28 protein-coding genes are annotated in these 26,102 nt (G+C 71.6%); 13 read left to right on the top strand and 15 right to left on the bottom strand.

What is annotated here, in order from left to right:
* Positions 1-40 precede the first annotated feature (40 nt).
* The 3 genes from ACWIF2_RS18430 to ACWIF2_RS18420 form a co-directional block, all read right to left on the bottom strand.
* The gene (locus ACWIF2_RS18430; protein WP_454361558.1) at positions 41-838 is read right to left on the bottom strand and encodes an alpha/beta hydrolase; all 798 of its coding nucleotides are present in this window, start codon (positions 836-838) and stop codon (positions 41-43) included.
* A gap of 24 nt (positions 839-862) precedes the next feature.
* A complete protein-coding gene (locus ACWIF2_RS18425) occupies positions 863-1,030 on the bottom strand; it encodes an alpha/beta fold hydrolase (RefSeq protein WP_454361586.1) in 168 nt (55 codons plus the stop codon).
* Between the two features lie 160 nt (positions 1,031-1,190).
* On the bottom strand, positions 1,191-2,015 hold the full coding sequence (locus ACWIF2_RS18420; RefSeq protein WP_454361557.1) for an alpha/beta fold hydrolase: 825 nt from the start codon (positions 2,013-2,015) through the stop codon (positions 1,191-1,193).
* 299 nt (positions 2,016-2,314) lie between these two features.
* On the opposite strand from ACWIF2_RS18420, the gene ACWIF2_RS18415 reads away from it, so the two are divergent.
* Positions 2,315-3,304 carry a helix-turn-helix domain-containing protein gene (locus ACWIF2_RS18415; RefSeq protein ID WP_454361556.1) on the top strand — a complete coding sequence of 330 codons (990 nt, stop codon included), beginning with the start codon at positions 2,315-2,317 and terminating at the stop codon, positions 3,302-3,304.
* On the opposite strand, the gene ACWIF2_RS18410 is transcribed toward ACWIF2_RS18415, so the two are convergent.
* From ACWIF2_RS18410 to ACWIF2_RS18390, 5 genes are all read right to left on the bottom strand, one after another.
* Positions 3,189-3,695 carry a lasso peptide biosynthesis B2 protein gene (locus ACWIF2_RS18410; RefSeq protein ID WP_454361555.1) on the bottom strand — a complete coding sequence of 169 codons (507 nt, stop codon included), beginning with the start codon at positions 3,693-3,695 and terminating at the stop codon, positions 3,189-3,191. The two genes, ACWIF2_RS18415 and ACWIF2_RS18410, sit on opposite strands and share 116 nt — an antisense overlap.
* A complete protein-coding gene (locus ACWIF2_RS18405) occupies positions 3,692-3,949 on the bottom strand; it encodes a lasso peptide biosynthesis PqqD family chaperone (RefSeq protein ID WP_454361554.1) in 258 nt (85 codons plus the stop codon). Before ACWIF2_RS18405 ends, ACWIF2_RS18410 begins: the two co-directional genes overlap by 4 nt.
* Positions 3,930-5,786: an asparagine synthase-related protein gene (locus ACWIF2_RS18400; protein WP_454361553.1), complete on the bottom strand. Its 1,857-nt coding sequence runs from the start codon at positions 5,784-5,786 to the stop codon at positions 3,930-3,932. The genes ACWIF2_RS18405 and ACWIF2_RS18400 overlap by 20 nt, the downstream gene beginning before the upstream one ends.
* A 103-nt stretch (positions 5,787-5,889) precedes the next feature.
* Complete coding sequence (locus tag ACWIF2_RS18395) at positions 5,890-6,030, bottom strand: lasso RiPP family leader peptide-containing protein (protein WP_454361552.1); 141 nt, start codon at positions 6,028-6,030, stop codon at positions 5,890-5,892.
* A gap of 202 nt (positions 6,031-6,232) precedes the next feature.
* Positions 6,233-6,751, bottom strand: coding sequence for a hypothetical protein (locus tag ACWIF2_RS18390; RefSeq protein ID WP_454361551.1), 519 nt, complete (start codon positions 6,749-6,751; stop codon positions 6,233-6,235).
* A 182-nt stretch (positions 6,752-6,933) separates the two neighbouring features.
* Here ACWIF2_RS18390 and ACWIF2_RS18385 point away from each other — a divergent pair, with 182 nt between their 5' ends.
* On the top strand, positions 6,934-8,649 hold the full coding sequence (locus tag ACWIF2_RS18385; RefSeq protein ID WP_454361550.1) for an IlvD/Edd family dehydratase: 1,716 nt from the start codon (positions 6,934-6,936) through the stop codon (positions 8,647-8,649).
* 21 nt (positions 8,650-8,670) lie between these two features.
* Here ACWIF2_RS18385 and ACWIF2_RS18380 read toward each other — a convergent pair whose 3' ends face one another.
* The gene (locus ACWIF2_RS18380) at positions 8,671-9,882 is read right to left on the bottom strand and encodes a cytochrome P450 (protein WP_454361549.1); all 1,212 of its coding nucleotides are present in this window, start codon (positions 9,880-9,882) and stop codon (positions 8,671-8,673) included.
* Positions 9,883-10,008: 126 nt separating this feature from the next.
* On the opposite strand from ACWIF2_RS18380, the gene ACWIF2_RS18375 reads away from it, so the two are divergent.
* Positions 10,009-10,668, top strand: coding sequence for a TetR/AcrR family transcriptional regulator (locus tag ACWIF2_RS18375; protein ID WP_454361548.1), 660 nt, complete (start codon positions 10,009-10,011; stop codon positions 10,666-10,668).
* 9 nt (positions 10,669-10,677) lie between these two features.
* Here the strand turns inward: ACWIF2_RS18375 and ACWIF2_RS18370 are convergent, their stop codons facing one another.
* On the bottom strand, positions 10,678-11,070 hold the full coding sequence (locus ACWIF2_RS18370; RefSeq protein ID WP_382488391.1) for a winged helix-turn-helix transcriptional regulator: 393 nt from the start codon (positions 11,068-11,070) through the stop codon (positions 10,678-10,680).
* Positions 11,071-11,197: 127 nt separating this feature from the next.
* Between ACWIF2_RS18370 and ACWIF2_RS18365 the strand changes: the two genes are divergently transcribed.
* Positions 11,198-12,043 (top strand): SDR family oxidoreductase, encoded by an 846-nt coding sequence (locus tag ACWIF2_RS18365; RefSeq protein ID WP_454361547.1) that lies wholly within the window; start codon positions 11,198-11,200, stop codon positions 12,041-12,043.
* A gap of 46 nt (positions 12,044-12,089) precedes the next feature.
* Here the strand turns inward: ACWIF2_RS18365 and ACWIF2_RS18360 are convergent, their stop codons facing one another.
* From ACWIF2_RS18360 to ACWIF2_RS18350, 3 genes are all read right to left on the bottom strand, one after another.
* Positions 12,090-12,278, bottom strand: coding sequence for a hypothetical protein (locus ACWIF2_RS18360; RefSeq protein ID WP_454361546.1), 189 nt, complete (start codon positions 12,276-12,278; stop codon positions 12,090-12,092).
* A gap of 359 nt (positions 12,279-12,637) precedes the next feature.
* Entirely contained in the window at positions 12,638-13,867 is a 1,230-nt protein-coding gene (locus ACWIF2_RS18355; RefSeq protein ID WP_454361545.1) for an acyl-CoA dehydrogenase family protein, read from the bottom strand.
* Between the two features lie 82 nt (positions 13,868-13,949).
* Positions 13,950-14,954: an amino acid ABC transporter permease gene (locus ACWIF2_RS18350; RefSeq protein ID WP_454361544.1), complete on the bottom strand. Its 1,005-nt coding sequence runs from the start codon at positions 14,952-14,954 to the stop codon at positions 13,950-13,952.
* A gap of 540 nt (positions 14,955-15,494) precedes the next feature.
* Here ACWIF2_RS18350 and ACWIF2_RS18345 point away from each other — a divergent pair.
* The 9 genes from ACWIF2_RS18345 (at position 15,495) to ACWIF2_RS18305 (ending at position 24,166) form a co-directional block, all read left to right on the top strand.
* Entirely contained in the window at positions 15,495-16,646 is a 1,152-nt protein-coding gene (locus ACWIF2_RS18345) for an LLM class flavin-dependent oxidoreductase (protein ID WP_454361543.1), read from the top strand.
* Positions 16,643-17,140 (top strand): GNAT family N-acetyltransferase, encoded by a 498-nt coding sequence (locus ACWIF2_RS18340; protein ID WP_454361542.1) that lies wholly within the window; start codon positions 16,643-16,645, stop codon positions 17,138-17,140. Before ACWIF2_RS18345 ends, ACWIF2_RS18340 begins: the two co-directional genes overlap by 4 nt.
* Positions 17,141-17,142: 2 nt before the next feature.
* The gene (locus tag ACWIF2_RS18335) at positions 17,143-18,093 is read left to right on the top strand and encodes an ABC transporter substrate-binding protein (protein WP_454361585.1); all 951 of its coding nucleotides are present in this window, start codon (positions 17,143-17,145) and stop codon (positions 18,091-18,093) included.
* 4 nt (positions 18,094-18,097) lie between these two features.
* On the top strand, positions 18,098-19,030 hold the full coding sequence (locus ACWIF2_RS18330) for an amino acid ABC transporter permease (RefSeq protein ID WP_454361541.1): 933 nt from the start codon (positions 18,098-18,100) through the stop codon (positions 19,028-19,030).
* Entirely contained in the window at positions 19,027-19,791 is a 765-nt protein-coding gene (locus ACWIF2_RS18325; RefSeq protein ID WP_454361540.1) for an amino acid ABC transporter ATP-binding protein, read from the top strand. The genes ACWIF2_RS18330 and ACWIF2_RS18325 overlap by 4 nt, the downstream gene beginning before the upstream one ends.
* Before the next feature lie 34 nt (positions 19,792-19,825).
* On the top strand, positions 19,826-20,809 hold the full coding sequence (locus tag ACWIF2_RS18320) for an ABC transporter substrate-binding protein (RefSeq protein ID WP_454361539.1): 984 nt from the start codon (positions 19,826-19,828) through the stop codon (positions 20,807-20,809).
* 54 nt (positions 20,810-20,863) lie between these two features.
* Positions 20,864-21,991, top strand: a complete 1,128-nt coding sequence (locus tag ACWIF2_RS18315; protein WP_454361538.1) for an LLM class flavin-dependent oxidoreductase — start codon at positions 20,864-20,866, stop codon at positions 21,989-21,991.
* Positions 21,992-22,407: 416 nt separating this feature from the next.
* Positions 22,408-23,508, top strand: a complete 1,101-nt coding sequence (locus tag ACWIF2_RS18310; RefSeq protein ID WP_454361537.1) for a winged helix DNA-binding domain-containing protein — start codon at positions 22,408-22,410, stop codon at positions 23,506-23,508.
* Positions 23,509-23,584: 76 nt separating this feature from the next.
* Entirely contained in the window at positions 23,585-24,166 is a 582-nt protein-coding gene (locus tag ACWIF2_RS18305) for an Rv1733c family protein (RefSeq protein WP_454361536.1), read from the top strand.
* A gap of 246 nt (positions 24,167-24,412) precedes the next feature.
* Here the strand turns inward: ACWIF2_RS18305 and ACWIF2_RS18300 are convergent, their stop codons facing one another.
* Both ACWIF2_RS18300 and ACWIF2_RS18295 read right to left on the bottom strand, forming a co-directional pair.
* Positions 24,413-25,666 carry a cation:proton antiporter gene (locus ACWIF2_RS18300; RefSeq protein WP_454361535.1) on the bottom strand — a complete coding sequence of 418 codons (1,254 nt, stop codon included), beginning with the start codon at positions 25,664-25,666 and terminating at the stop codon, positions 24,413-24,415.
* 6 nt (positions 25,667-25,672) lie between these two features.
* Positions 25,673-26,101, bottom strand: coding sequence for a cation:proton antiporter regulatory subunit (locus ACWIF2_RS18295; RefSeq protein WP_454361534.1), 429 nt, complete (start codon positions 26,099-26,101; stop codon positions 25,673-25,675).
* Position 26,102 lies beyond the last annotated feature (1 nt).

The following is a 26,102-nucleotide window of genomic DNA, read 5'->3' as shown; positions in this document are numbered from 1 at the left end:
AGTAGCGGTGGCCTTCGGGGGCGCCCCTCGAAGGTGTCGTCTACCTGGCGTGCTCGAGCGCCCAGTCGAGTGCCTGGTCGGCGACCTCCTCCCAGCCGGGCGCCGCGGGCAGCAGATGGGGCATGCCCGGGAACTCCCGCACCTCGGTGACCGTGTTCGACTTGTAGTGCCGGGCGTTGGACTGCTGCACCTTGGGCGGCATCAGGTGGTCCTTCTCGCCCGAGATGAACAGCAGCGGCGCACGGGCGTCGTTGTGGTAGTCGACGTACGTGCTCTGGTGACCGGGGCGCAGGGTGGCCAGGGCGCTGTCCCAGAAGATGCCGCCGGAGGCGGGGATCGCGTACCGCTCGTACAGCGCCTTCGACTCCTCCTCGGAGAAGGTGTTGGCGAAGGCGTAGTGCCACTGCTCGGCGGTCAGACCGACCGCGCGATGCCGGTTGGCCGGGTTCTTCAGGACCGGGAAGGCCGCCTTGATCTGCGTCAGCGGCACGACGGCGACGCCCTCCGTGGGCGCCGAGCACATCGCCACCCCCGCCGCACCGAGGCCGCGGTCGAGCAGAAGCTGGACGAACACGCCGCCGGCGGAGTGGCCGATCAGAACGGGTGGCTTGTCCAGGGCCCGGACCTCCTGTTCCAGGCTCCCGAGGATCTCCTCGACCGTGACCTTCTCGATGGGCGTGGTGTCGGTGTTGAGGGACTCGACCTCCGCCTCGAAGCCGGGGTAGGCGGGCGCGAGGACACGAAAGCCGCGCTTCTTGTAATGCTCGATCCAGTGCTCCCAGCTGCGAGGGGTCACCCAGAAGCCGTGGATGAGGACGATTGTGTCCGGGGTGCTCATGACTGCTGTTCCTTCCTGGTGGGCTCAGCGGGTGGCGCGGTACGCGGCCTCGATCTGCCGCACGACCGCGTCCGGCCGGGACATCATCACGACGTGCGAGGCACCCTTCACTTCTACGGTCCTGCTCCCGGCCCGACCGGCCATGAACCGCTGAAGGGCGGGCGGAATGACACGATCGGCTCCGGCGACGATGTACGTGGGCGTGGCCCCGGGCGGCGTTGGTGGTGATCGCGCCGCCGTAGGAGTGGCCGACGAGGATCACCGGACCGGCTTTCCGGAATCATCGAGTGGTTCCTTCCGGAGTCAGGCGTGAGGAGCCGACAGTGAGGAGTGAGGAGCCGGAGGTGAGGAGTCAGGCGCCGAGGAAGTCGAGCAGGTCGGCGCCGAGTTGCTCCTTGTGCGTGTCCGTGATGCCGTGCGGAGCACCCGGGTAGACCTTGAGCGTCGCGTTCTTGATGCGCGCCGCCGACGCCTTGCCGCCCACCTCGAATGGCACCACCTGGTCGTCGTCGCCGTGGATGACGAGCGTGGGGACGTCGATGGCGTCCAGGTCCCCGCGGAAGTCGGTGGCGGAGAACGCGGCGACGCACTCGTAGGCGTTCCTGTGCCCGGCCTGCAGGCCCTGGCGCCAGAACGCGTCACGGATGCCCTGGGAGACATCGGCCCCGGGGCGGTTGTTGCCGAAGAACGGCCCGTCGGCCAGATCCCGGTACAGCTGTGACCGGTCGGCCAGCGAACCGGCCCGGATCGCGTCGAACACCTCGGCCGGCACCCCGCCCGGGTTGTCGTCGGTCTTGAGCATCAGCGGCGGTACGGCGGAGACCAGGACGACCTGGGCGACGCGGGCGGTGCCGTGCCGGCCGACGTAGCGGGCGACCTCGCCGCCGCCCGTCGAGAACCCGACCAGAGTGACGTCGCGCAGGTCGAGTGTGTCGATGAGGGCGGCCAGATCGTCGGCGTAGGTGTTCATCTCGTTGCCGTTCCAGGTCTGCTCGGAACGTCCGTGTCCGCGTCGGTCGTGCGCGATCGCGCGGTACCCGTGGGTGGCGAGGAGCAGCTGCTGGGCTTCCCAGCTGTCGGCGTTCAGCGGCCAGCCGTGGCTGAGCACGACCGGGCGGCCCTCACCCCAGTCCTTGTAGTGGATGTGCGCTCCGTCGGCTGCGGTGACGAACGGCATGGGAACACTCCCGGTGACAGGGGATCTTCCGGCTCATCGATCATTGGCTCTGCGGAACGTGAAGCAATGGTGAAGGGGAGCATCGCACGGGCGCCGGTCACCGGCTTTGCCCTGTGTGCCGGAGCCTTGTCCCTCTGTGCCACGACGCTCCCGGGCAGCGCGCCGCACTTCGGATCGCGTACCGGAGCCGCCGAGTCAGGTGTCCGATGAACACACCTTTGTCGCGAGTGGCCCGTACGCCGCAGACTGCTCCTCGGGGAGCAGCGGCGGCAGGCCGCTACCGCAGCCTGGGAGGCGCCGTGCTGGTTCTCGACACCGACGGCTTACCAGTCGCCGACCGCTACGAGGCTCTGCGCACCGTGGTGGCCCGGGAGGGCGGAGTCGACATGGTCGAGGAGAACGAGCCCGCGGCGACTATGCGGAAGAGGATCGAGGTCTGGCACATCGGTCCCCTCACCCTCTTCGACACCCGCGGCACGGGCGCGCGTTTCGTGCGCTCCTACCGGAAGGCACGCCGCGAACTGGTGGACACCGTCTCGATCATGACGCAGGCCGAAGGGTTCGGGACGGGCGACTTCGGCTGCGACGGATACCAGCGGCGGCTGGGGCCGGACGGCGTCGGCCTGACCCCCCACATGATCGCGTCACACGAGTACGGATGGTCGGGCACCGGCCGCTCCGTGGCCTTCACGGTCGACATCGCCCACCTCGCCCTGCCCGTCGACACGGTGCGGGCCGCCATCCCCCTGCTGCACCACAGCCCCGTCGAACCGCTGCTGGTGCAGCACATCCGCGGGCTGCGCCGGCACGCGGACCGGTTCAGCGCCGGCCCCGAGGCGGAAGCCCTCGCCGCCGCGACCGTGCACCTCACCCGGGCGCTGATCGTCTCGGCCGCAGGCGACGACCCCACGCGCCGGGAGGTGGCGCAGGAGACCCTCTTCACGCGGGTCCTCGCCTACCTCCGCGCACACCTCACCGAGCCGGATCTCACGCCGCAGCGCGTCGCCCGGGCGCACGGCATCTCCGTGCGCACCCTCTACCGGCTGTGCGAGGAGGGCGGACTGAGCCTCGAGAAGTGGATCATCCGCCGTCGACTCGAGGGCGCACGCGAGGACCTGGCCGCAGCGGAACAGGCTCATCGCACCGTGGAAGCCATCGCCCGCTCCTGGGGGTTCACCCATCCCGCCCACTTCTCCCGCCGCTTTCGCGAGACCTACGGCACCAGCCCCAGCGCATGGCGAAGGCACTCCCTGGACGACCTGTCCCGCCGTGCGGCGCCTCCACCGTGATCAGCGTCCGGTAGGCGGCGGTGCCCGGGGGTTCGCCGACCGGGCGGTCCTCCGCCTCCACCCAGGCGTGGGCGGCGAAGGGCGAGGTGCGTACGCCGGAGCACCAGGTGGGCCAGTGGCCGTGCAGCCGGCACAGCAGGACGGTGGCCAGGGAGCGGGGGAGGCAGTAGCGGCCCGCGCACAGGACGCTGACGGCGGTCACGTCCTGCCGGGCCCGGAGGGCTTCGTCGTAGCGGGCGGGCCGGGCGCCGCGGCGGGCCAGCCGCAGGGCGGTGCGGATGCGGCGGGGCGGCAGCAGCGCGATGAGCCGGGCGGCCGCGACGGCGGTGCGGGCGGCGATGCGGCGGCCCACCGGCGGCCGGACCCCGCCGGTGTCCAGGACCTGGCTCACCGGGCGGTCACCAGCGCTTCCTTGAGGAGGTGGCCGAGGAGGGCGGTGACGTCGGCGGCGGCCCGCTCGCGGGTCACCGGGCGGGTCGCGGCCAGGCGGTCGGCCACCTGATCCGGTGCGGCGCCGTCGAGGAGTGCCTTGACGACGAGTGCGCCGGTGCCGTTGAGCTGCCAGTATCGGCCGGTGCGCTCGTCGAGCAGCACCATGCCGTCGCCGGTGGCGCAGGCGGTGACATCAGGGCGAAGTCGGTGCAACGTCCTTCTCCTGTGCGTCGTGTCGGGCATCGTGGTGTTCCAGGTCGCGCAGCCAGCCCTCCGCGCCGAGGGTGGCCTCCAGCTCCGGGGCCCCGCCGGTGAGCAGTTGGGGCGAGAGCAGGGCCCGGCGCAGCTGATCGGCGTCGGCCACTCCCGCGGCCACCAGCCGGGAGTCCTCGGCCCAGGCGGCCAGGGTGGGCCGGTGCCGCCGCAGGCCCTCCCGCCATTCTGGCCCGCAGTGATCCTTGCTGGTCCGGCGCAGGATGTGGTCGGGTACCAGGCCGTTCATGGCGGCGGCGAGCAGCGGCTTGTACGACCAGGGAGTCGCCGCCTCGTGCGGCCGGGCGGCCAGGGCGGCGTCGATGACGGCGTCGTCACAGAACGGCGCATCGGCCGGCAGGCCCGCGAGCGCGGCGCGGTGGGTGAGGTGCCCGGCGGCCTGGCCCGCCTGCCGCGCCGTCCGGATCCAGGCGTGCCGACCTCGGTCACGGTGCAGGGGCTCGGCCCGGTGCGCCGCCGCGCGCAGCTGCTCACGGCACAGCTCGACCGCCTGTGCGCTCGCCCACGCCGGGAGCCGCGGGCCCGGGCCCCAGCCCAGCGATGTCGGTGCCGTCGGCGAGAGCAACTGCTCCGCGGCCTGGGTGAGCCACGACGCGTACGAGCGGCCCTCCAGCAGAGCGCGCACGGTCGCCCCGAGCGGCCATCGGTGCCGCGCGCGACGCCCGGCGGCATGCCGAAGCCCGGCCGCCGGCGAGTGCCGCAGCAGCCCGTGCAGATAGGCGGGCGGCGGCTGGACGACATGGTCCCCGCCGTGTCCCGACAGCCGCCGTCCGGCGCCGTGCGCGAGCATGGCTTCGGCCAAGGCCTGCTGTTGTGCCCGGTCGCGGAGCGCGGCCGTCGGTTCGTCGGTGGGCTCGCCGCGCTCGTCGAGCCCGCTGAAGTGGCCCGGCAGACCGGCGGAGGGGAACACCAGATGCTCGAGGCCGGGCAGCCGGCCCGCGGCATGCTCCGCGTAGGCGCGGTCCTGGTTGGTGGGCGCGCTCCAGTCCAGGGTGACCGCGACCAGCCGCGCGCCCGCCTCGGCGGCCAGGAAGCACAGCGAGGTGGAGTCCATGCCGCCGGACAGATCCGCGCCCACCACCTCACCGGGGCGGACCCGCAGCGCGACCGCCCGGCGCAGTGCCTCCCCGAGACCGGCAGCGGCCTCGGCCAGCGGCAGCTCGGCCACGGGCGGCTGCCACCAACTGCGCGTACGCACCCGGCCGTCCGGTCCCGACTCCAGGGCCTGTCCCGGCTGTACGCCGTGGACGCCGCGCCACAGAGCGCCCCCGGCGAGCGGGTGCGGGACGCTTCCACCGGCCAGGCGCAGGGCCAGCTGCGCGGTGTCCAGTTCGGCTCCGGTCAGCCGGGCGAGTGTCAGGGAGCGGTCGGCACACACCGTGCCGCCTTCCACCTCCGCCCGGTACACCCTCCGCTGCCCCGAGTGACTGCCCCTCACGTAGGTGTGCCCGGCGACCGAGGCGATGACATGGAAACAGCCGTGGCCGCCCGCCAGCGCCGCCTCGATGTGTGCCGGATCGCCGATCCGCCGGGCCCGTACGGCCAGCTGCGCGGGGTCGAGCGAGCAGGTCCCGGCCACGGCCAGCCGTACCGCGCCGGCGGTGCAGACGGTCATCTCCTCGCCGGTCCAGCGGCCGGCCAGCCACGGTCGGCCGGAGGGATGCGGCACGAACCGGAGCACGTCCGGGCGGGCGCTGTCCCGCAGTCGGGCCATGACGCGGGGGTGGAGGTCCCGGTCGGGGAGAACGACGAACCAGCAGCCCTGGGCGGAGCGCATGGGCCTCTCCAAGAGGGGGTGGGTGACTACGGAGGGGTGGGTGACGGGGCGGACCGGGTACCGGCCCGCGGCGTGAGGGCCGCGGGCCGGTAGCAGGGTGTGGTCACTCGTCGTGGTAGAAGAACTCGCCTTCGGGCTCCCCGCCTCCCTCGCCCTGGGTGAGGTCGGCGTAGGCCCCGGCCTCGGCCAGCAGCGGCGGCTCGTAGAAGTCCACGGTCTCCAGGGTCATGAGCACTTCGTTCACAGCGGTCACCTCCGGTCGCGGGGCGGAATTCCCGCCCCCGGACAAGCAGTTACGCATTCCGGAACCGGGCGAGGCCAGGGGAACCCGGACAAACCCGTCGTGTGAGGGATGAGAGACCGACGCCTGGCGTGTGCCGGGGAGGTGCACCGGCGCGCGGCTGAACTCCCGAACGCGCCGCCGCCCTTCACTCGGCCCGGAGGTGTCAGGAGAGGCCCGACGCCCGGAACACCGCGTTGCCCGTCTCGTCGTCGATGCGGTGGCCGAGCCGGTCCAGGACATCCGCGCCATGGCGCAGCGTGCCACGCTCCAGGGAGCGGCGGACGCCCGTGTCGAGCTCGTGCCAGAGCATGGGGTTGGCCGCGAGGATCCGGGGGTCGAGTTCCAGGCGGTGGCCGTAGACGTCCCGCAGGACCAGGTGGGACGAGACGCCGTCGTACTGACGTACGGATGTCAGCGCGTCCGTACGGACGACGATCCGGCGCCAAGGGGTGCGTACCGCCAGCCAGCCGGGACCCGCGCTGACCTGCGGCGGCAGCAGGACGCCCAACACCGTGGCCGACAGGACGCCCCAGAGCAGGGCACGGAGAAGTGTCAGGCTTCCCCCGTCCCAGTCGACGAGAAGGCACATGGCGCAGAACACCAGGGCGCAGCTCACCGCGAGCCACGCACCGTCACGCCAGTGCCGGTCGCCGACCGGGGCTGCCGGTGAGCTCCGTTCCATGCCCTGAAGGTAGGCGCCCGTAGGGGCTCTGGGGTCCCTGCTGACGGGGTTCTGGCGCCGCCCGGGCGAAGATTGACGGATTTCTGACGCGCCCGGCGTGGTCTGTCGATCCGCCGACCGGCTGCCTATGCTTCATGACGTTCCGGAACTCAGACCTCCGTACCGTCGATCGGAAGGGCTCCATGGAGAGGCTCCGCAGCGCGCAGTGGTACGAGGGACAGGACCGCAACGCCCACATACACCGGGCCTGGATGCGACGCGGAGTGCCGGACGACGCCTTCACCGGCCGGCCTCAGATCGCGATCGCCAACACCGCCTCGGACCTGACTCCCTGCAACGCGCACCTGAACGAGGTCGCGGCGTCGGTCCGCAACGGCGTGTACGAGGCGGGTGGCATCCCGCTGGACCTGCCCGTGGTGTCGCTGGGGGAGACGCAGGTGCGGCCCACCGCCATGCTGTGGCGGAACATGGCGGCGATGGCCACGGAGGAGATGCTCAGGGCCAACCCCATCGACGGCGTGGTCCTGCTCGGCGGCTGCGACAAGACGATCCCGTCGCTGCTGATGGCCGCGGCCTCGGTGGACCTGCCCGCGGTCGTGGTGCCCGGCGGCCCGATGCTCAACGGCACCTTCCGCGGCGGCCTGCTGGGCTGCGGCACCGGTGTGTGGAAGCTGTCGGAGGAGGTCCGCGCGGGCACGCTGTCCCAGGAGCAGTTCACCCGCTCCGAGTCGGCGATGATCCGCAGCCGCGGCCACTGCAACACGATGGGCACGGCCTCGACGATGGCCCTGGTGGCGGAGGCGCTGGGCACGGTCGTGCCGGGTACCGCGGGCATCCCGGCCCCCGACAGCCGGCTGCTGGAGGCCGCGCACCACACCGGCCGGCTGGCGGTGGACATGGTGGGCGCCGACCGGCGACCCGCGACGTTCCTGACGGAGGCGTCCTTCCGGAACGCGATCGTGGCGCTGGCCGCGATCGGCGGCTCGACCAACGCCGTCGTCCATCTCCTTGCCATCGCGGGCCGGTTGGGTATCGACCTGACGCTCGACGACTTCGACCGCATCGGCTCCCGGGTGCCGGTCCTGGTGGACCTCCAGCCGGCCGGGCGTTTCCTCATGGAGGACTTCCACCGCGCCGGCGGGCTGCTCGCCGTCCTGCGCGAGGTGCGCGACCTGCTGGCTCCCGAGGCGCTGACCGTCACCGGCAGGCCCTTGGCCGACTTCCTCGACGACGCCGAGATCTGGGACGGCGAGGTCATCCGCACCCGCGCCGAACCACTGGTCGCCGAGGGCGGCATCGCCGTCCTGCGCGGCAACCTCGCCCCCGACGGCGCCCTCGTCAAACCGGCCGCCGCCTCCCCGCACCTGCTCAGGCACCGGGGCCGGGCCGTCGTCTTCGACAGCGTCGAGGACTTCCATGCCCGGATCGACGACCCCGGGCTCGACGTCGACGCCGACTCCGTCCTCGTCCTGCGCGGCTGCGGCCCCAAGGGCTACCCGGGCATGCCCGAGGTGTCGAACATGCCCCTGCCGAAGAAGCTGCTGGAACAGGGAGTTCGTGACATGGTCCGTGTCTGCGACGGCCGGATGAGCGGCACGGCGTACGGCACGGTCGTCCTGCACGTGGCCCCCGAGGCCGCGGCCGGCGGCCCGCTCGCCCTCGTGCGGACCGGCGACTTCATCACCCTCGACGTCGCGGCCCGCCGTATCGACGTCGACGTCCCCGCGGACGAACTCGCCGGCAGAAGCCCCGGCAAGGCCACCGTCACCGGCTTCGCCAACCCCCGGCGCGGCTGGGAACGCCTCTACGTCGACCACGTCCTGCAGGCCGACACCGGCGCCGATCTCGACTTCCTCGTGGGCTCCAGCGGCTCCGAGGTGACCCGCGAGTCGCACTGACACCGGGTCACCTCGGGAACATCACCAGGTCACGGGCAACTCGGTGACACCACCGGTGAGGGTCGTGCGCACCTCCAGCTCGTCCAGCTCCTTGGCGAGCCGCAGCCCGGGCAGCCGGCGCGCCAGGGTGGCGAACACGATGCGCAGTTCGACACGGGCCAGGCTCGCGCCGATGCAGAAGTGCACGCCGTGGCCGAAACCGAGGTGGTTGCGTTCGGGGCGGTCGGGGTCGAAGGTCTCGGCGTGGGTGTAGACGGAGGAGTCGCGGTTGGCGGCGTTGATCGACAGGACGACGGCGTCGCCGCGCCGGATGGTGACACCGGCGACGTCGACATCGGTGTGGGCGTACCGCAGCAGGCCGAGGTCGCCGGGCGCGCCCAGCCGCATGATCTCCTCGACGGTGGCGTTGACCCGGCCCTCGGGATCGGCGGTCAGCGTCCGCCACTGGTCGAGGCGTGTGAGCAGGAAGAGCGTGCCGAGGCCGATTCGGTTGACCGTGGTCTCGTGCCCGGCGAACAGCAGCCCGACGCAGAGCTGGATCATGTCGGCGTAGTCGTAGTCCGCGTCGGTGCTCTGCGCGTGGACCAGGTCCGAGATCACGTCCTCGCCCGGCTGCGCGCGCTTCGTCTCGGCGAGTCCCGTCATGTACTCGTTGAATTCGTCCCGCGCCTGGTGGGCCGCGTCTCCGATGGCGTAGTTGGACATGCGCTCCGACAGCGAGGCGAAGCGCTCGCGGTCGCTCTCCGGCACGCCCAGCAGCCGGCAGATGACCGCGACCGGCAGCGGGAAGGCCAGCCCGGACTGCAGGTCGACGACCCCGCCGGGGGCGGCGGCGTGCTCGGTGATCAGCCGGTCGACGCAGTCGTCGACCAGGCGCTGGACGTGATCGGTCAGCATCCGCATCCGCTTGGCCGAGAACGCCGGGGTCAGCAGCCGGCGCATCCGTGTGTGGTCGGCCTCCTCGGTGTCGTAGTTGCCGGTGGGTCCGTCCAGTACGGCGGCGGACGTCAGGCGTGAGGCACGTTCCGGTTCGGGGTGGGAGCGGCCGAGACGCTTGTCGCTGAGCAGGTCGCGGACCTCCTCGAAGCGGGTGACCAGCCAGGCGGGATCCCCGGCCGGGGTGGTGACCGGCGTGACGGGCGCCTCCCGGCGCAGCACGTCGTACAGCGGCGCGAGGTCGAGGACGTTCGGCCTGGGGAAGGGAAGTTGCTGACGCTCGGCGGTAACGCTCACGGCGCTCCTCCTGTGATCTCCGAATGCGATCTTCGAGCCGCCCCGACCGTAGCAGTTTGTTGGCAGTAACTGTCATTAAAGATTCGGTCAGTCCTCCCACGGCGCGGGACGTGTTTAGATCGCCTGATGGAGGACTTCGTGGCGGACAGCGGGCGGGTGCCCCGCCGGGGGCGGCCGCCGGTGAGCGACGAGCAGCGCGGGCGGCAACGCCTGGACATCTCCCGCCACGCCGTCCGGCTGTTCGCCGAGCAGGGTGTGGCCGCCACGTCCGGCGAGCAGATCGCCAAAGCCGCCGGGGTCTCCGAGCGCACGCTGTGGCGCTGCTTTCCCACCAAGGAGAGCTGCGTCGAGCCGCTGCTCACACAGATGATCGACGCCTTCCGGACGGTGCTGCACGCCTGGCCGCCCGAACTCGGCCTGATCGAGCATCTGCGTTCGGCCTACCAGCCCGTGATCGACTCGTCGTCCGGCGCGGATGTCGAGGCGGTTCTCGCGGTGGTCCGGATGACCCACGGCGAACCCGCGCTGCGTGCCGCCTATCTGGTGCTCCGGGAGCGTGCGGAGGAGACGTTCACCGAGGTGCTCGCCGAACGCATGGGCATGCGGCCCGACACGTTCGATGTCCGTGTGCAGGCCGGCGTGATGAGCGCCGTGCTCAAGGTCGCGGCCGACGATTTCGCCCGTGAGACAGCCGGCCGACGCATCACCCCGGAAGCGCTGGAACTCCATCGCGACCACCTCGCCGACGCACTCGGGTTGGTCACCCGGGGGCTCTCGGGGCGGTAGGGCCGCGTCCTAGCGAGCCGGGTCGCCGTCGTACTCGCGGCGGGCCCGGTCGACCTTGTCCAGATTGCCGGCCGCCCACTCGGAGAGATGCGCGAAGAGCGGGGCGAGGCTGCGGCCGAGTTCGCTGATCTCGTACTCGACGCGAGGGGGGACCTCCGGGTGGTACGTGCGCACGACCAGCCCGTCGCGCTCCAGTTGCCGCAGCCGCTGGGTCAGCACCTTCGGGGTGATGCGGGCGATGCGCCGTTGCAGTTCCACGAAGCGCTGCCGGCCGTGTGCGTGCAAAGTCCACAGGACAGGTGTGGTCCACCGGCTGAAGACGATGTCGACGACGGGCGAGATCGGGCAGGCGAGCACCGGTTCGGTCGTCTCGGACGCGGTCGGTGCGGCGTCGTCGGCCATGCGCTTCCCCCTCGGACAGTCACTTTCCTGTAGGTACCTACTTTACTTCTGGTGTTAGCGTCCCCGTGTCCCGCCCGGATTTCCTGTCGGGCGATGTCAACCACATGGAAAACAAGGGGAGTTACTCATGATCGTAGTGACGGGGGCGACCGGCAACGTGGGCGGTTCGCTCGTACGGACGCTCGTGGCGGCCGGTGAGCGGGTGACCGCGACGTCCCGGAACATCACCGGCGCGGACGTCCCGGAGGGCCTTCCGCATCGCAGGGCCGACCTGACCGATGCCGAGAGCCTTCGCCCGCTTCTCGACGGCGCCGACGCGCTGTTCCTGCAGAACGGCGGCGCCGGCGCCCACCTGCTGGATCCCCGGCACATCCTGGACGTCGCCAAGGCCGGGGGAGTCGAGCGGGTCGTGCTGCTGTCCTCGCAAGGAGTCGCCACGCGGCCGGAGTCGGCCTCGCACGGTGGAACGGCACGCGCCATCGAGGACGCCGTGCGGCAGTCGGGCCTGGACTGGACCGTCCTGCGCCCCGGCGGATTCCACTCCAACATGTTCGCCTGGGCCGAGTCGGTACGTACCCGAAGGACCGTCGCCGCGCCGTTCGCCGACGTCGGCCTGCCCACGGTCGATCCGGGCGACATCGCCGAGCTGGCCGTCGTGACGCTGCGCGAGAGCGGACACGCCGGCCAGACATACGAGTTGACCGGACCCGCGCTCAGCACGCCGAGGCAACGAGCCGAGGCGATCGCGGACGCGCTCGGCGAACCGGTCCGCTTCGTCGAGCAGACCCGTGCGGAAGCCCGGGCCCAGATGCTCCGGTTCATGCCCGAGTCCGTGATCGAGACGACGCTGGCCATCCTCGGCGAACCCACCCCCGCCGAACAGCGGATCAGCCCCGACATCGAACGGATCCTCGGCCGCGCACCCCGCACCTTCGAGGCGTGGGCCCGACAGTACGTCGCGGCTTTCCGGTAGAGCCGAGGGACCGCGCTCCGGCGCCGTCGCGGACCGAGAGTCCCTCTCAGGAGAGGGTCGTGACGACCGCGGCGGCGCCGGCGGTGGAGAAGGACGCGGCGGTCTGGATCACCGCGCTGTGCACCGCAGCGGCCCCCCAGTTGCCCTGTTCGATCTCCTTCGCGCGAGTCGCGACCGTACCCGACCACCTCGGCTCGCGCAGTTCGGCCTCGTGTCCGGCGTCCGCGGCAGGCAAGCTCGTCCAGAGGCCGGAACCGATCGTGACCAGCAGTGACTGGACCTGCCGGGGACGGGCGAGCTCGCGGCCACCATCGAACGCCTCCAGCGCGTCCGTGTCGAACTCGGCCTGATCCTGCGCCAGTCGCTGCCCACCGGCCTGCCGCCCGAGTTCGCCCCGGCCGCCCGGGCAGGGATGTCCGAGTCCGACCGGTCCCTGTTCATGGTGATGACGCGGGTCCTCGGCCCGGCCGCTCAGCAGGCTTGGGCGCAGATGATGGGGAACCAGACCGACGGCCCCGTGAGGGTCGGGAGGCCCTGAGAGACCTGTACACCCCCGCACAGCCCGGCACGGACGCCGAGGCCTGACAGCCGTCATCAGACAGGGAGGACGAAAGGAGGGTGCGCGCCGTTGAGGAAGTAGTCCCCGACGTCACGGAGCCGGTGGGCGACGGGCTCGTACAGGGTGTGGGTACGGGCATTGCGCCAGAAGCGGTCGAAGCCGAGTCGCGCGGACGCGGAGCGGACACCGATGATGTCGAGGGCGCGGGCGGTGGACTCCTGCACGGCCTTGGACGCGGCGGCTTCGGCCATGGCCACGAGGACGGAGATCTCCGCGTACTCCTCGTAGCCCAGGTCCTCGCCGCGGGCCAGCCCGTCGTGCAAGGCATCGCGCGCCTGGTCGGCGAGCGCGGACGCGGAGCGGGTGAGCACGGTGAGTTCCCCGTAGGCGGTCAGCACCTGCGGGTCCTGCGGCGAGCCGACCGGCCAGTCCGGGTGCCAGTGGGAGTGGCCGGTCCTGCTGTACTCACGGGCTTCGGCGAGCACGCCCTCGGCCATGCCGAGCCGGAGCTGCACCGAAAGAAGACGCCCGACCGGGGACACCAGAGCGGTGAGAGGCGACAGGACTTCCTCGTCGGCGGCCAGCGAGCCCAGCACATCGTCGGCGGAGACGGGTACGGCGTCGAACTCCGCGCTTCCGCCCGCCGCGAGCCGCTGCCCGAAGGGGTCGGCGTCGCCGTCGATCACCACGCCCTGAAGGGCGGGATCCACCACGACGGCGAGTGGCTCGCCGGTGTCGGCCCGTACGGCCCGCACGGCGAGGCGGTCGGCGACCAGGACGCCGGCGGCATAGCTCTGCCGGCCGTTCAGCACATACCCCTGCGCGTTCCGGGCGAGTGACAGAGCCGGTTCCTGCCGCGCCAGACCACCGCCCCAGCACCACTGCTCCGCCGCGGAGCGCCGCTCAAGCCGGGCGGCGAGAGCGGGGTCGGTGAAGAACCGGGCGCTCCACGACATGAAGTAGTGACAGCCGAGCAGTTGGCCGATCGCACCGTCGGCCGCCGCGACCTCCCGGACCACGGCGTACGCCGTCGGCCAGTCCGCGCCGCCGCCCCCGAGCCCTGCGGGTATCAGGAGCGTCAGCAGGCCCGACTCGCGCAGCCGGGACACCTCGTCGAACGGGGGCTTGCCGGCCTGGTCCCTGGCCACCGCGTCCGTGGCCAGGTCGTCCGCCGTCTCACGGGCCACATGCAACCAGTGCGTACGTCCGGGCCCGGTCTGCTCGGACTCCGAGCCCGGGCCGGTCGACGCAGGGGCTGGGCCCATGGCAGAGGTCTCCTCAACTTGTGTGGGGCATGCATCATCCTGCGCAGCGGCCCGAGGCGCCGTCAATACTTTCCTAGTAATTCTATAGGGAATGTAGGGAACGTGGGGAGCGGCGATATCCGGCCAGCCGGGCCCTCAGCCTCTGCACGGGTGTGGGCGGCAGGGCCCGCGCCGCGCCGCGCGCGTAGTGGCGCTCGACATAGAACTGCCCCACGCTGAGCACGGTGGTGGCGGCGATGTACCAGAGCGTGGCGACCATCAGCAGCGGGATGACCTGGTAGGTCTGGTTGTAGACCAGTTGCGCCGAGTACAGCAGGTCGTGCACGGCCAGCACGCTGACGATGCTCGTGCCCTTCAGGGTGCCGATCAGCATGTTGCCCGCGGTCGGCACGATGGAGCGCATCGCCTGCGGCACCACGATCCGGCGCAGTGTGCGGGCCCTGCCGATGCCGAGGGCCTGGGCCGCCTCCGTCTGGCCGGCGTCCACCGAGAGGATGCCGCCGCGCACCACCTCCGCGGCATAGGCGGCCTCGTGCAGCGTCAGGCCGATGACGGCGGTGAGCGCCGGGCCGAGCAGGTTCACCGTCTTGACGGTGACGAACTGCGGGCCGAACGGGATGCCGAGTCCGAGCGTCGGGTAGAGGGCGCCGATGTTGAACCAGAACAGCAACTGCACCAGCAGCGGGGTGGACCGGAAGACCCACACGAAGCCCCAGCTCAGCGTGGCCAGCACGGGGTTGTCGGACAGCCGCATCACGGCCAGCGGAATGCCGAGCAGAAAGCCCAGCACCATCACCACGCCGGTCAGCCACAGGGTGAGGAGCAGCCCGTCGAGCACGGCACCACTGGTGAAGTACAGGCCGACCACGTCCCACTGGAAGGCGCGGTTGCGGACGACGGAGTTGACCACCATCGCGAAGAGCAGCAGCGCGACGGCCGCGGACAGCAGGCGGCCCACGCGCCGGCGCGGCACGATCCGTGGGAGATCGTCGTCGGGCTCCCGGCCCGGAATCCGGCCGGAGGACGCTGTCGGAGGCCCTGCGGACGCGGCAGGTGCGGAATCGGTGAGATCGGGCAGCGAGGCCATCGGAGGGATCTCCAGGGAGGGAGGCGCGGCATGGGTACGGGACCGGAGTCCGGCTTCGGCGTCATCACGCTCGCCGCGTCCCTCAACGCGGTGCGCCCGATCGTATGGGTCCGGCACACACAGGTGTCAACCACACACAGGAACCGTTCAACTCCCGTCCGACATCCGAGCCGTGGTTGACGAAAAGCAATGTGTCCTGCTCAAGTAGTCGCATGAATGCCGGACAGCGCCTGGTCAGCCGGGTCCACATCGACTTCGGTCGAGTGTGGTCCGCGGCGTGTTGCGCCTGACACGGCAGCGGGCCGTCTGACCGGCCCTTCCCTCCCTCGGTGTCCCCGTCGCGGGCCGAGTCTCTCTTCTGACGCGCGCTGCCGTCGCCCCCACCCCGCCCGGGGCCCGTACCCCGGCGTCATCACACCTGTTCACCACCTGGTTCCCCACGCCCTGAGGCGCCGTCACACCCGGCCGCGCGGGGCTGCCCCGCCGTGCCTCCGTCCGAACTCGGCGCGGCAACAGAGGACTTGAGGAAAGGCCTTACCCATGCCCGTGGAGTTCCTCGGCATCGCCGCCACCAACGACGGTTCCGAAACCAACCCGCGCTCCGGCGCTGCCTTCGACAAGGAGTACACGCTCAGGCTCGCCCGAGCGCACGAGGACCACGACTGGGACCGGGTGCTGTTCGCCTACGGCTCCGGATCGCCCGACCCGGCTCCGGCCGCCGCCTACATCGCGAGCAGGCTGGACCGGCTCCAGATCCTCCTCGCGCACCGGCCCAACGTCTCGTATCCGACGTTCGCCGCGAAGACCTTCGCCACCCTCGACCAGATCAGCGACGGCCGGCTGACCGTGCACTTCATCACGGGCGGCAACGACCACGAGCAGGGCCGCGAGGGCGACACTCTCACCAAGGACGAGCGTTACGCCCGCACCCGCGAGTACATCCGGATCGTCAAGAAGATCTGGACCACGCACGAGCCCTTCGACCACGAGGGCGAGCACTACCGCTTCCACGACTTCGTCAGCGACGTCTTCCCGGTCCAGCAGCCGCGCCCGAACGTCTCCTTCGGCGGCTCGTCACCGGCCGCGTACGCCGCCGGCGGCGCCGAGGCCGACGTCTACTGCCTCTGGGGCGAGCCGCTGGCGAAGACCGCCGAGCAGATCGAGACGGTGAAGGCGGCGGCGAAGGCGGCGGGCCGCACCGATGTGCCGCGTATCCAGGTGGCCTTCCGCCCGATCATCGCCCCGACCGAGGAACTGGCCTGGGAGAAGGCCCACCGCACGGTCGGCGCGATCAAGGCCCGCAAGGAGCGGGGCGAGGCCATCACCAAGCGCCACAACGGACTCGCCCACCCCCAGGCTGCAACACCTCAAAACGTCGGCTCACAGCGGCTGATCGCCATCGCCGAGGTGGGGGAGCGCTACGACCGCGCCCTGTGGACCCCGACGGCCGCCGCGACCGGCGGCGCGGGCAACTCCAACGCCCTGGTCGGCACCCCGGAGACGGTCGCGCAGGCCCTCCTGGACTACTACGACCTCGGCGTCGACATCCTCTCCGCCCGCGGCTACGACCTGCTGGGCGACGCCATCGACTTCGGACGGCACGTGATCCCCATCGTCCGCGAGGAGGTCGCCAAGCGCGACGCCGAGCGAGCCGCCCGCGGGACACAGACCCTGACGGCGGTGAACGGATGACCTCCGCACCGGAACTGACGTTTATTCACGTCCCCGTCTCTGACTCCCGCGTCGAGCCACTCCTGCGCGAACTCGGCCACGAGTACTCCAGACGCTACGGCGGGGACGCGCACGCCGAGATGGCCCGCTATCCCGACGAGGAGTTCACCGAACCGCACGGCGGCCTGCTCATCCTGCTCCTGGAGCGCGGCGAGCCCGTCGCGGGCGGCGCCTTCCGCCGGTACGACACGACCACGGCCGAGCTGAAGCGGATCTGGAGCCACTCCGCCCACCGGCGGCGCGGTCTGGCCCGGCGCGTCGTCGCCGAGCTGGAGCGCGAGGCGGCCGTCCAGGGCTATCGCCGCATCTACCTCACCACGGGCCCGCGCCAGCCCGAGGCCCGCGACCTCTACCTGGCCACCGGCTACACACCGCTGTTCGACACCGAGGCCGACCCGGAGACCATCGGCCCGCTGCCGTTCGAGAAACACCTCGGAGAGGCCCTCAAGCCGTGACCATCCGCACGATCAGAACCCGTCTGCGCGGCACCGCCGCGCTCGCCCTGCTGCCCCTCCTGGCACTGACCGCCTGCGGCTCCGGCGGCACCCCCGGCACCAGCCCGGCGGGCGCACAGGCTTCCCCCGCGCCGTCCGACGACCCGGTCGCCGCCGTACGCAAGACGGACTCCGTCGCCGCCCTGCTGCCCGCCGACGTCCGCAAGGCGGGCACCCTGCGCATCGGCAGCTCCGTCGGGTTCCCGCCCGGGGCCTACTACCCGAACGGCCCCGACAAGGCCCCCGCGGGCCAGGACATCGACATCGCCGACGCGGTGGCCAAGGTCCTCGGCGTGAAAACGGCGCGGCAGGACGCCTCCTTCGAGACGATCCTGCCCGCCCTCGGCAGCGGCAAGTACGACGTCGGCACCGGCAACTTCGGTGTCACGACGGAGCGCCTGAAGACCGTCGACTTCGTCACCTACATCAACGACGGCCAGGGCTTCGCCGTGAAGAAGGGCAACACCACACTCAAGAAGAAGGTCACCGACCTGAAGCAGCTGTGCGGCCTGACCATCGGCACGGGCGCCGGCACCACCTTCGAGACGACCCTCACCGCGCAGAAGGACGTCTGCGCGAAGGCCGGCAAGAAGCCGTACGAGGTGAAGGTCTACTCGGAGAACGCCGCGACCCTCACCGCGCTCCAGCAGGGCCGCATCGACGTGATCATGTCGACCATCAACGGCCTGCGCTACCAGGCGGCCCAGCCCGCCGCGCAGACCACCTTCCTCGGCGAGTACCACCGCCTCGACGTCGGCTTCGCCTTCGCCAAGAACTCCCCGCTCACCAAGGCCTTCCAGGCCGCCGTCGACGCACTCATCAAGGACGGCACCTACGCCCGGATCCTCAAGAAGTGGGGCACCTCCGCCTCCGCGATCGACGCGTCGCAGATCAACCCGCCCGAGCACAGGTGACCCCATGAGCAGCGACACCATCACAGAACCGGCCCCCAGGCTGGTCGAAGACCCGGCCGAACTGAAGGTCGTCCCCACCCGCCACTACGCCCGCTGGGCCGCAGGCGCCGCCGTGATCGTGCTGATCGCCCAGTTCGTCCACGGCCTGGTCACGAACCCGGTCTGGGAGTGGAACGTCTTCCGCGACTACGTCTTCTCGGAGACGATCGTCGAGGCGGTGTGGGTCACCCTCCAGCTCACCGCCTACGCCACCGTCCTCGGCTTCCTCCTCGGCACCGTGATCGCCTTCATGCGACTGTCGCGCAGCCCGCTGCTCTCGACCGTCGCCTGGACCTACATCTGGATCTTCCGGTCGATCCCGATGATCGTCCAGCTGGTGTTCTGGTTCAACCTCAGCGCCCTGTACAAGGAGCTGGGCCTCGGCATCCCCTTCGGCCCGGTGTTCTGGTCCGTCGACAGCAACACCCTCATCGGTACCATCGGCGCCGCCGTCATCGGGCTGACCCTGCATCAGGCGGCCTACGCCGCCGAGATCGTCCGCGGCGGCGTCCTCGCCGTCGACCAGGGACAGCTCGAAGCGGCTGCCGCCCTCGGCATCCCCCGGCTGCGGCAGATCCGCCGGATCGTCCTGCCGCAGGCCATGCGCGCCATCCTGCCCACCGCCGGCAACGAGATCATCGGCCTGCTCAAAGGCACCTCGGTGGTCTACGTGATGTCCATCGGCGAGCTCTTCTACCAAGTGCAGGTGATCTACGGCCGCAACGGCCGGGTGATCCCGCTGCTGCTCGTCGCCACCGCCTGGTACGTCGTCCTGACCTCCCTGCTGTCGGTCGCCCAGTACTACATCGAGCGCCGCTATGCCCGGGGCGCCGACCGCACCCCGCCGCCCACCCCGATCCAGCGCGCCCGGCGCTTCGTGACGAAGGAGAGCTCATGACCGCCGTCATGGTCGACGTCCACGGCGTCCACAAGAGCTTCGGCCCCTTGGAGGTGCTGCGCGGCGTCGACCTCGAGGTCCGCGCCGGCGAGGTCACCGTGATCCTCGGCCCGTCCGGCTCCGGCAAGTCCACGCTGCTGCGCACCATCAACCATCTGGAGAAGGTCAACCGCGGCTGGGTCAGCATCGACGGCGAGCTCATCGGCTACCGCCGCTCCGGCAACAAGCTGCACGAGCTGAAGGAGAAGGAGGTTCTGAAGCAGCGGACCAACATCGGGTTCGTCTTCCAGAACTTCAACCTCTTCCCGCACTTGACCGTGCTGGAGAACCTCGTCGAGGCCCCCGTCTCCGCGCTCGGCCGCCCGCGCAAGGAGGCGGAGGAGACCGCCCGCCGGCTGCTGGAACGGGTCGGGCTCGCCGACAAGACCGATGCCTATCCACGGCAGTTGTCCGGCGGACAGCAGCAGCGCGTCGCCATCGCCCGCGCACTCGCCCTCGAACCCAAGGTGCTGCTCTTCGACGAACCCACCTCGGCGCTCGACCCCGAACTGGTCGGCGAGGTCCTCGACGTCATCAAGGACCTCGGCCGCACCGGCACCACCATGATCGTCGTGACCCATGAGATCGGCTTCGCCCGCGAGGTGGCCGACACGGTGGTCTTCATGGACGGCGGTGTCGTCGTGGAACAGGGCCCGCCCTCCGCCGTCCTCGACGCCCCGCAGCACGAGCGCACCCGCGCCTTCCTCTCCAAGGTCCTCTGACCACCAACCCGTTACCCACGCAAGGAGCACCACCGTGGCCACCCTCGCCGCCCGCCGCACCACCGCAGCAACGCTCGGACTCGCCACCGCCCTCGTCCTCGCCGGCTGCGCCAACCCCACCGACGGCGGCACCACCGAGGTCGCGGCCAAGCACGGCAGCAAGACGAAGATCAACATCAGCCCCGACCAGAAGCGCGTCACGACCGGAAAGGTCGACTCCATCGCGGCGGAAGTCCCGGAGAAGATCCGCAAGAGAGGCACGCTGGAACTCGTCTCCTCGTCCGGCTCCGCCGCGCCGCTGACCTTCTACGCCACCGACAACAAGACCGTCATCGGCGTCGAGCCCGACCTCGCCCATCTGGTCGCGAACGTGCTGGGCCTCAAGCCCCACATCAACACCGTGTCGTGGGAGAACATCTTCGTCGGCCTCGACAGCGCCAAGTACGACGCGGGCCTCAGCAACATCACCGTCACCGAGGAACGCAAGGAGAAGTACGACTTCGCCACCTACCGCGAGGACAACCTGGGGTTCGCGGCGAAGAAGGGCAGCGGCCTGAAGATCACCGGGCCGAAGGACGTGGCGGGCAAGACCGTCGCCGTCAGCAGTGGCACCAACCAGGAGAAGCTGCTGGTCGAGTGGTCGGCACAGAACAAGAAGGCCGGCCGAGAGCCGGTGGACATCAAGTACTACCAGAACGAGAGCGACACCTACCTCGCCCTCCAGTCCGGCCGGATCGACCTCTACCTCGGCCCCAACCCGACCGCCGCCTACCACGCGGCCACCAGCGGCAGGACGGAGGTCGTCGGCACCTACTCCGGGGCCGGGGCGGGCCTCCAGGGCCTCATCGCGGCCACCACCAAGAAGAACAGCGGGCTCGCCAAGCCGCTCGCCAACGCGATCAACCACATCATCGACAACGGCACCTACGCGAAGGTGCTGAAGCGCTGGGGCCTGTCCGACGAGGCCGTGACCAAGTCGGAGATCAACCCGCCCGGCCTGCCGAAGGACGGCAGCTAGCCGCCACGTCCCGAGACCGCCCGCGACCACCAGACCGCTGAGGAGCACCCGACCATGTCCGGCATCCCTCTCGGGGTCCTCGACCTCGTCCCGATCCCGTCCGGCTCCACCGCCGCCGAGGCGCTGCGGAACACCATCGACCTCGCCCGGCGGACCGAGCAGTTCGGCTACAGCCGCTACTGGTTCGCCGAGCACCACCTCAACCCGGGCGTGGCCGGGACCTCACCCGCCGTCGTACTGGCCCTGACCGCCTCCGCGACCTCCACCATCAGGATCGGCTCCGGGGCGGTGCAACTCGGCCACCGCACCGCCCTGTCCACCGTCGAGGAGTTCGGCCTGATCGACGCCCTGCACCCGGGGCGACTCGACCTGGGCCTCGGCCGCTCGGGCGGCCGTCCCCCCGGACAGACGGCAGAGGCCCGCCCGACCACGACCCCGGTGGTCGACGGGCGCACCCCCAACGGCCTGCAGATCCCGCCCCGGTTCTCCTTCGAGCACCTGCGCGGCTCACCGCGCCTCAAGCTCCAGCAGCGGTTGCTGCAGCAGCCGGGCGCCGGTCACCAGGACTACGGCGAACAGGTCGACGACATCCTCGCGCTGCTGCGCGGCGACTACCGCTCGCCGGACGGCCTCGAAGCACACGCCGTCCCCGGTGAGGGCGCCGACGTGCAGGTGTGGATCCTCGGCAGCAGCGGCGGGGAGAGCGCCGACGTGGCGGGCCGCAACGGCCTGCGCTTCGCGGCCAACTACCACGTCAGCCCCGCCACCGTGCTGGAGGCGGCCGAGGGCTACCGGGCCGCCTTCCAGCCGTCCGACCATCTCGACAAGCCCTTCGTCAGCGTCTCCGCCGATGTCGTCGTCGCCGATGACGACGAGACCGCCCGCGAACTGGCCGCCGGCTACGGCCCGTGGGTGCGCAGCATCCGTACCGCCGAGGGCGCGATCCCCTTCCCGACCCCCGAGGAGGCCCGCGCGCACGCCTGGACGGAGCAGGACCGGGCCCTGGTCGCCGACCGCGTCGACACCCAGTTCGTCGGCTCGCCGGGGCGCGTCGCCGACCAGCTCGAACAACTCCAGGAGGCCACCGGCGCCGACGAGCTGATCATCACCACGATCACGCACGACCACGCCGACCGCGTGCGTTCGTACCGACTCCTCGCGGAGGAATGGCAACGGCGGTGAGCAGGTCGCGACCCGGCCCTCGTCCTGCGTTTCCGCAGGACGAGGCACGGGCGCGAACCCGTGTTACAGCGTGTCCGCCGCGCCGTGCGGGCTCTTCGCGGCCAGGGCCAGGCCCTCGGTCCGCGAGTAGGCGGCGTGTAGGCGCCGACGTTCGTCAGGCCGCCCTCGTCGACGAGGCGCTTGAGGGTGACCGGGGAGAACACCACGTTGTGCGGGTGCATCCCGATGGCGACCCGGACGTCGTGCTCCCGGGCTCATCCGGGGCCGGAAGGCCGACGACTTCCGCCGGCGCGACACCTCGGCACGACGCCGGATGCGGTCACGACCTGACCGCATCCCGTGCGACGGTGACCGGGCAAACGGCCCGGACCTTCGAACCACGGGTCGGCACACGACTCGAAGGCCGAGGTGCTTCCTTGACCGTTCTCGACACCCGGGCGCTCAACCGCGCCACCCTCGCGCGGCAGTTGCTCCTCGACCGCGCCGATCTGCCGGTGCTCGACGCCGTCGCGCATCTGTGCGGTCTCCAGGCGCAGGAGCCACAGGAGCCGTACATCGGGCTCTGGTCCCGGCTGCGGGCCTTCGAGCCCACGGTGCTGTCGGATCTGCTGACCGGGCGGCGCGTGGTGCGGACCCACCTCATGCGCCGCACCGTCCACCTCGTCACCGCCGACGACGTCCTGGCCTGGCGGTCCCGGCACGACGGCATGCTGCGCCAGCGGGTGCTCGGCACCTACCGCAGGGAACTGGAGGGAGTGGACCTCGGCGAACTCGCGGAGGCCGGGCGGAAGGTCATGGCCGACGGTGAACCCCGCGCGATGGGCGAACTCGCGCGGGCCGTCGAGGGCCGCTGGCCGGCGGCGGGGCCCCGGCCGCTCGGCGAAATGCTGATCGCCGGCCTGCTCCCGACCGTGCAGCTGCCGCCACGCGGGCTGTGGCGCACCACCGGGGGAGCGCGCTACGAGCTGGTCTCCTCCTGGCTGGGACGCGAGATCGACCCACCGGCCCCCGACGGCTCCGACCCCGTGGGGCAGACACTGGTACGGCGCTATCTCGCCGCGTTCGGCCCCGCCGCCTCGGCCGACCTGCGCGCCTGGTGCGGCCTGGCCGGACTGCCCGCCGCCGTCTCCGCCGTGCGCGAGGAACTGGTCTCCTTCCGCGACGAGCGCGGCCGGGAACTGCTGGACCTCCCCGACGCTCCGCGCCCCGACCCCGACACCCCCGCACCGGTGCGGTTCCTGCCGGCCTTCGACAACGCCATCCTCGGCTACCACGACCGCGGCCGGATCATCGACGACGCCCATCGCGGCCTGTCGGTCGCCGGTGCCCGTGTCGTCCTGGTCGACGGCCGGGTCGCCGCGACCTGGAGCCTCGAGGCGGACACCGTCCTGATCACCCCGCTGGGACACTTCACCCGGGCCGAGCGCACCGCCGTCGACGAGGAGGGACGGGCGATGGCGTCCTTCCTCTCCGGCGGCGACAGTGACCGCGTGCGGATCGCCCCGTCCTCCGGCTGAGCCCCGCGCCGACAGGGGCACCGATCAGGCGCACACTGGAAGGGTGCTGCCGGTGCTCACGAGGGGGTGTCGGCCGATGGAAGCGTCAGAGCGTACGACCATGCGGTGGTGGCGGTGGCGACGCAACGCGCTCAAGCGGCGCGTCGATGTCGTCGAAGCCTGGGTCGTGCTCGCCGGCTGGGTGCTCGCCCTGTTGGGCGGGGTTCTCGCGGGGCTGATGGCGGCGGGTGCGGTCGAGCAGGCCGTCGAACGGCAACGGGCCGGTAGCCATCAGGTCTCGGCGGTCGTCGTCAAGGACGCGCCTGGCCCGTCACCGGCCCGCGCGGCGAGCGACCACCGGGTGTGGGGCGAGGTGCGGTGGACCACGCCGGACGGTTCGACACACAAGGACGAGGCACGGGTGCCGCCCCGGGCTCCCGCCGGGAGCACGGTCCCCGTGTGGGTGAACAACAGCGGTGACATCACGACCCCACCGGTGTCCGAAGGCGAGGCCTGGCTCCACACGACCATGGGCGGCGCGCTGGCCGGAGCCCTGGCGGGCGGGGCGGTGCTGGGAGCCTCCTGGCTGATCCGGCTCTCCCTGGACCGGCGGCGCATGGCGCAGTGGGACGCGGAGTGGGAGCGGATCGACGCGCGGCGGGGGTGGAAGACGGGCTGACCGGGCGGTGGCTGGCCGGGACTCACCGGGAGCAGCGGTGGCCTGCCGGCGCCACCGGGAGCCGGTGCGGACGAGGCCGTGAGGCTGACGGCGTGCCGGAGCCGCACGCGGCGTGCTGCCGGTGGGGACTGGCTGGGCCCATGCCCGGGGGAGCCGGACGGCGGCGTGCCCCCGGGCGGGCTGGATCAGGGCGGTATCGCGGACTCTCACCGCAGCACCGCCGGTGTGCCTCGCGCGGGTCGCGCGTCAGGTGCGGCCGACCGGGTCCTGGCCCTCGAGGCTCTCGTGAGCGCCGGGGGCTACAGGCGCCGTCCCGCCGCGTGACGCGGCCCTCCTCCGGCGCACCCGTCCGGTCAGCAGCGTGGCCACCGGCTCGGTCCAGCGGGCCGTCAGTGGGCCGAGGAGGACCAGGATGAGGACGTATGCCGTGGCCAGGGGGCCCAGGGACGGCTCGATGCCGGCCGTGACGGCGAGTCCCGCGATGACGATGGAGAACTCGCCGCGGGCCACGAGCGTGCCGCCGGCCCGCCAGCGGCCCTTGGGCCCGATCCCGGCCCGGCGCGCGGCCCAGTAGCCGGTGGCGATCTTCGTCACGGTGGTGACGGCCGCCAGGGCGAGGGCGGGCAGCAGGACGGGCGGGATGCTGGCGGGGTCGGTGTGCAGGCCGAAGAAGACGAAGAACACCGCGGCGAACAGATCCCGCAGCGGCGCGAGCAGGCTCGTCGCACCCTCGGCGACCTCGCCCGACAGCGCGATGCCGACCAGGAAGGCACCCACGGCCGCGGACACCTGGAGCTGCTGGGCGAGCCCGGCGACCACGAGGGTGACGCCGAGCACCACCAACAGCAGCTTCTCGGGGTCGTCGCTGGAGACGAAGCGGGAGACATGGCGGCCGTAGCGCACCGCCAGGACGAGGACGACCGTGGCCACGCCCAGGGCGATGGCCAGTGTGACGGCGCCCGCGGCCAGGCCCACCCCGGCCAGCAGGGCCGTGACGATGGGCAGGTAGACCGCCATGGAGAGGTCCTCGAGGACCAGGATGCTCAGGATGGCCGGGGTCTCCCGGTTGCCGAGCCGCCCCAGATCACCGAGCACCTTGGCGATGACACCGGAGGAGGACACCCAGGTGACGCCGGCCAGCACCACGGCGGCGACCGGGCCCCAGCCGAGCAGCAGGGCCAGTGCCGCCCCGGGCAGGGCGTTGAGGACGGCGTCGACGAACCCGGCCTGATAGTGGGTTCTGAGGTTGGAGACCAGGTCGGCGGCCGTGTACTCAAGGCCCAGCATGAGCAGCAGCAGGATGACGCCGATCTCCGCGCCGATGGCGACGAAGTCCTCGCTGGCGCCCAGCGGCAGCAGCCCGCCCTTGCCGAACGCGAGCCCGGCCAGCAGGTAGAGGGGGATCGGCGAGAAGCGCAGACGCCCGGCGAGCCGGCCGAGCAGCCCGAGCCCGAGGATGAGACAGCCGAACTCGATCAGGAAGACGGCGGAGGAGTGCATGGCGGGTCACTCCCGCCCGAGTATCTCGGCGGCCGCCTCCACGCCCTCGCGGGTCCCGATGACGATGAGGGTGTCCCCGCCGGCGAGCCGGAAGTCCGGCGCGGGGGAGGGGATCGCCTCGGCCCGGCGCAGCACCGCCACGATGGACGCGCCGGTGTCGGTGCGGATCCGGGACTCGCCCAGCAGCCGGCCGTTCCAGTGCGAGGAGCCGGACAGTTCGATGCGCTCGGCGACGAGCCCCAGGTCGGTGGTGGACAGCAGGTTCGGCGTGTGGTGCGCGGGCATCAGCGCGTCGATGAGTGTCGCCGCCTCCTCCGTCGTCAGGCGCACCGAGAGGTCGCAGGCGTCCGGGTCGTCCCTGCGATAGGCGCTGATCGTCCGGTGGCCGTCGCGGTGGGCGACCACCGAGAGCCGGCGGCTGTCCCGTGTCGTCAGG

The organism is Streptomyces sp. NPDC055506 (assembly GCF_053643595.1).
Note: the sequence above shows the minus strand (reverse complement) of the source record. Positions and strands in the feature narration are given on the sequence as shown.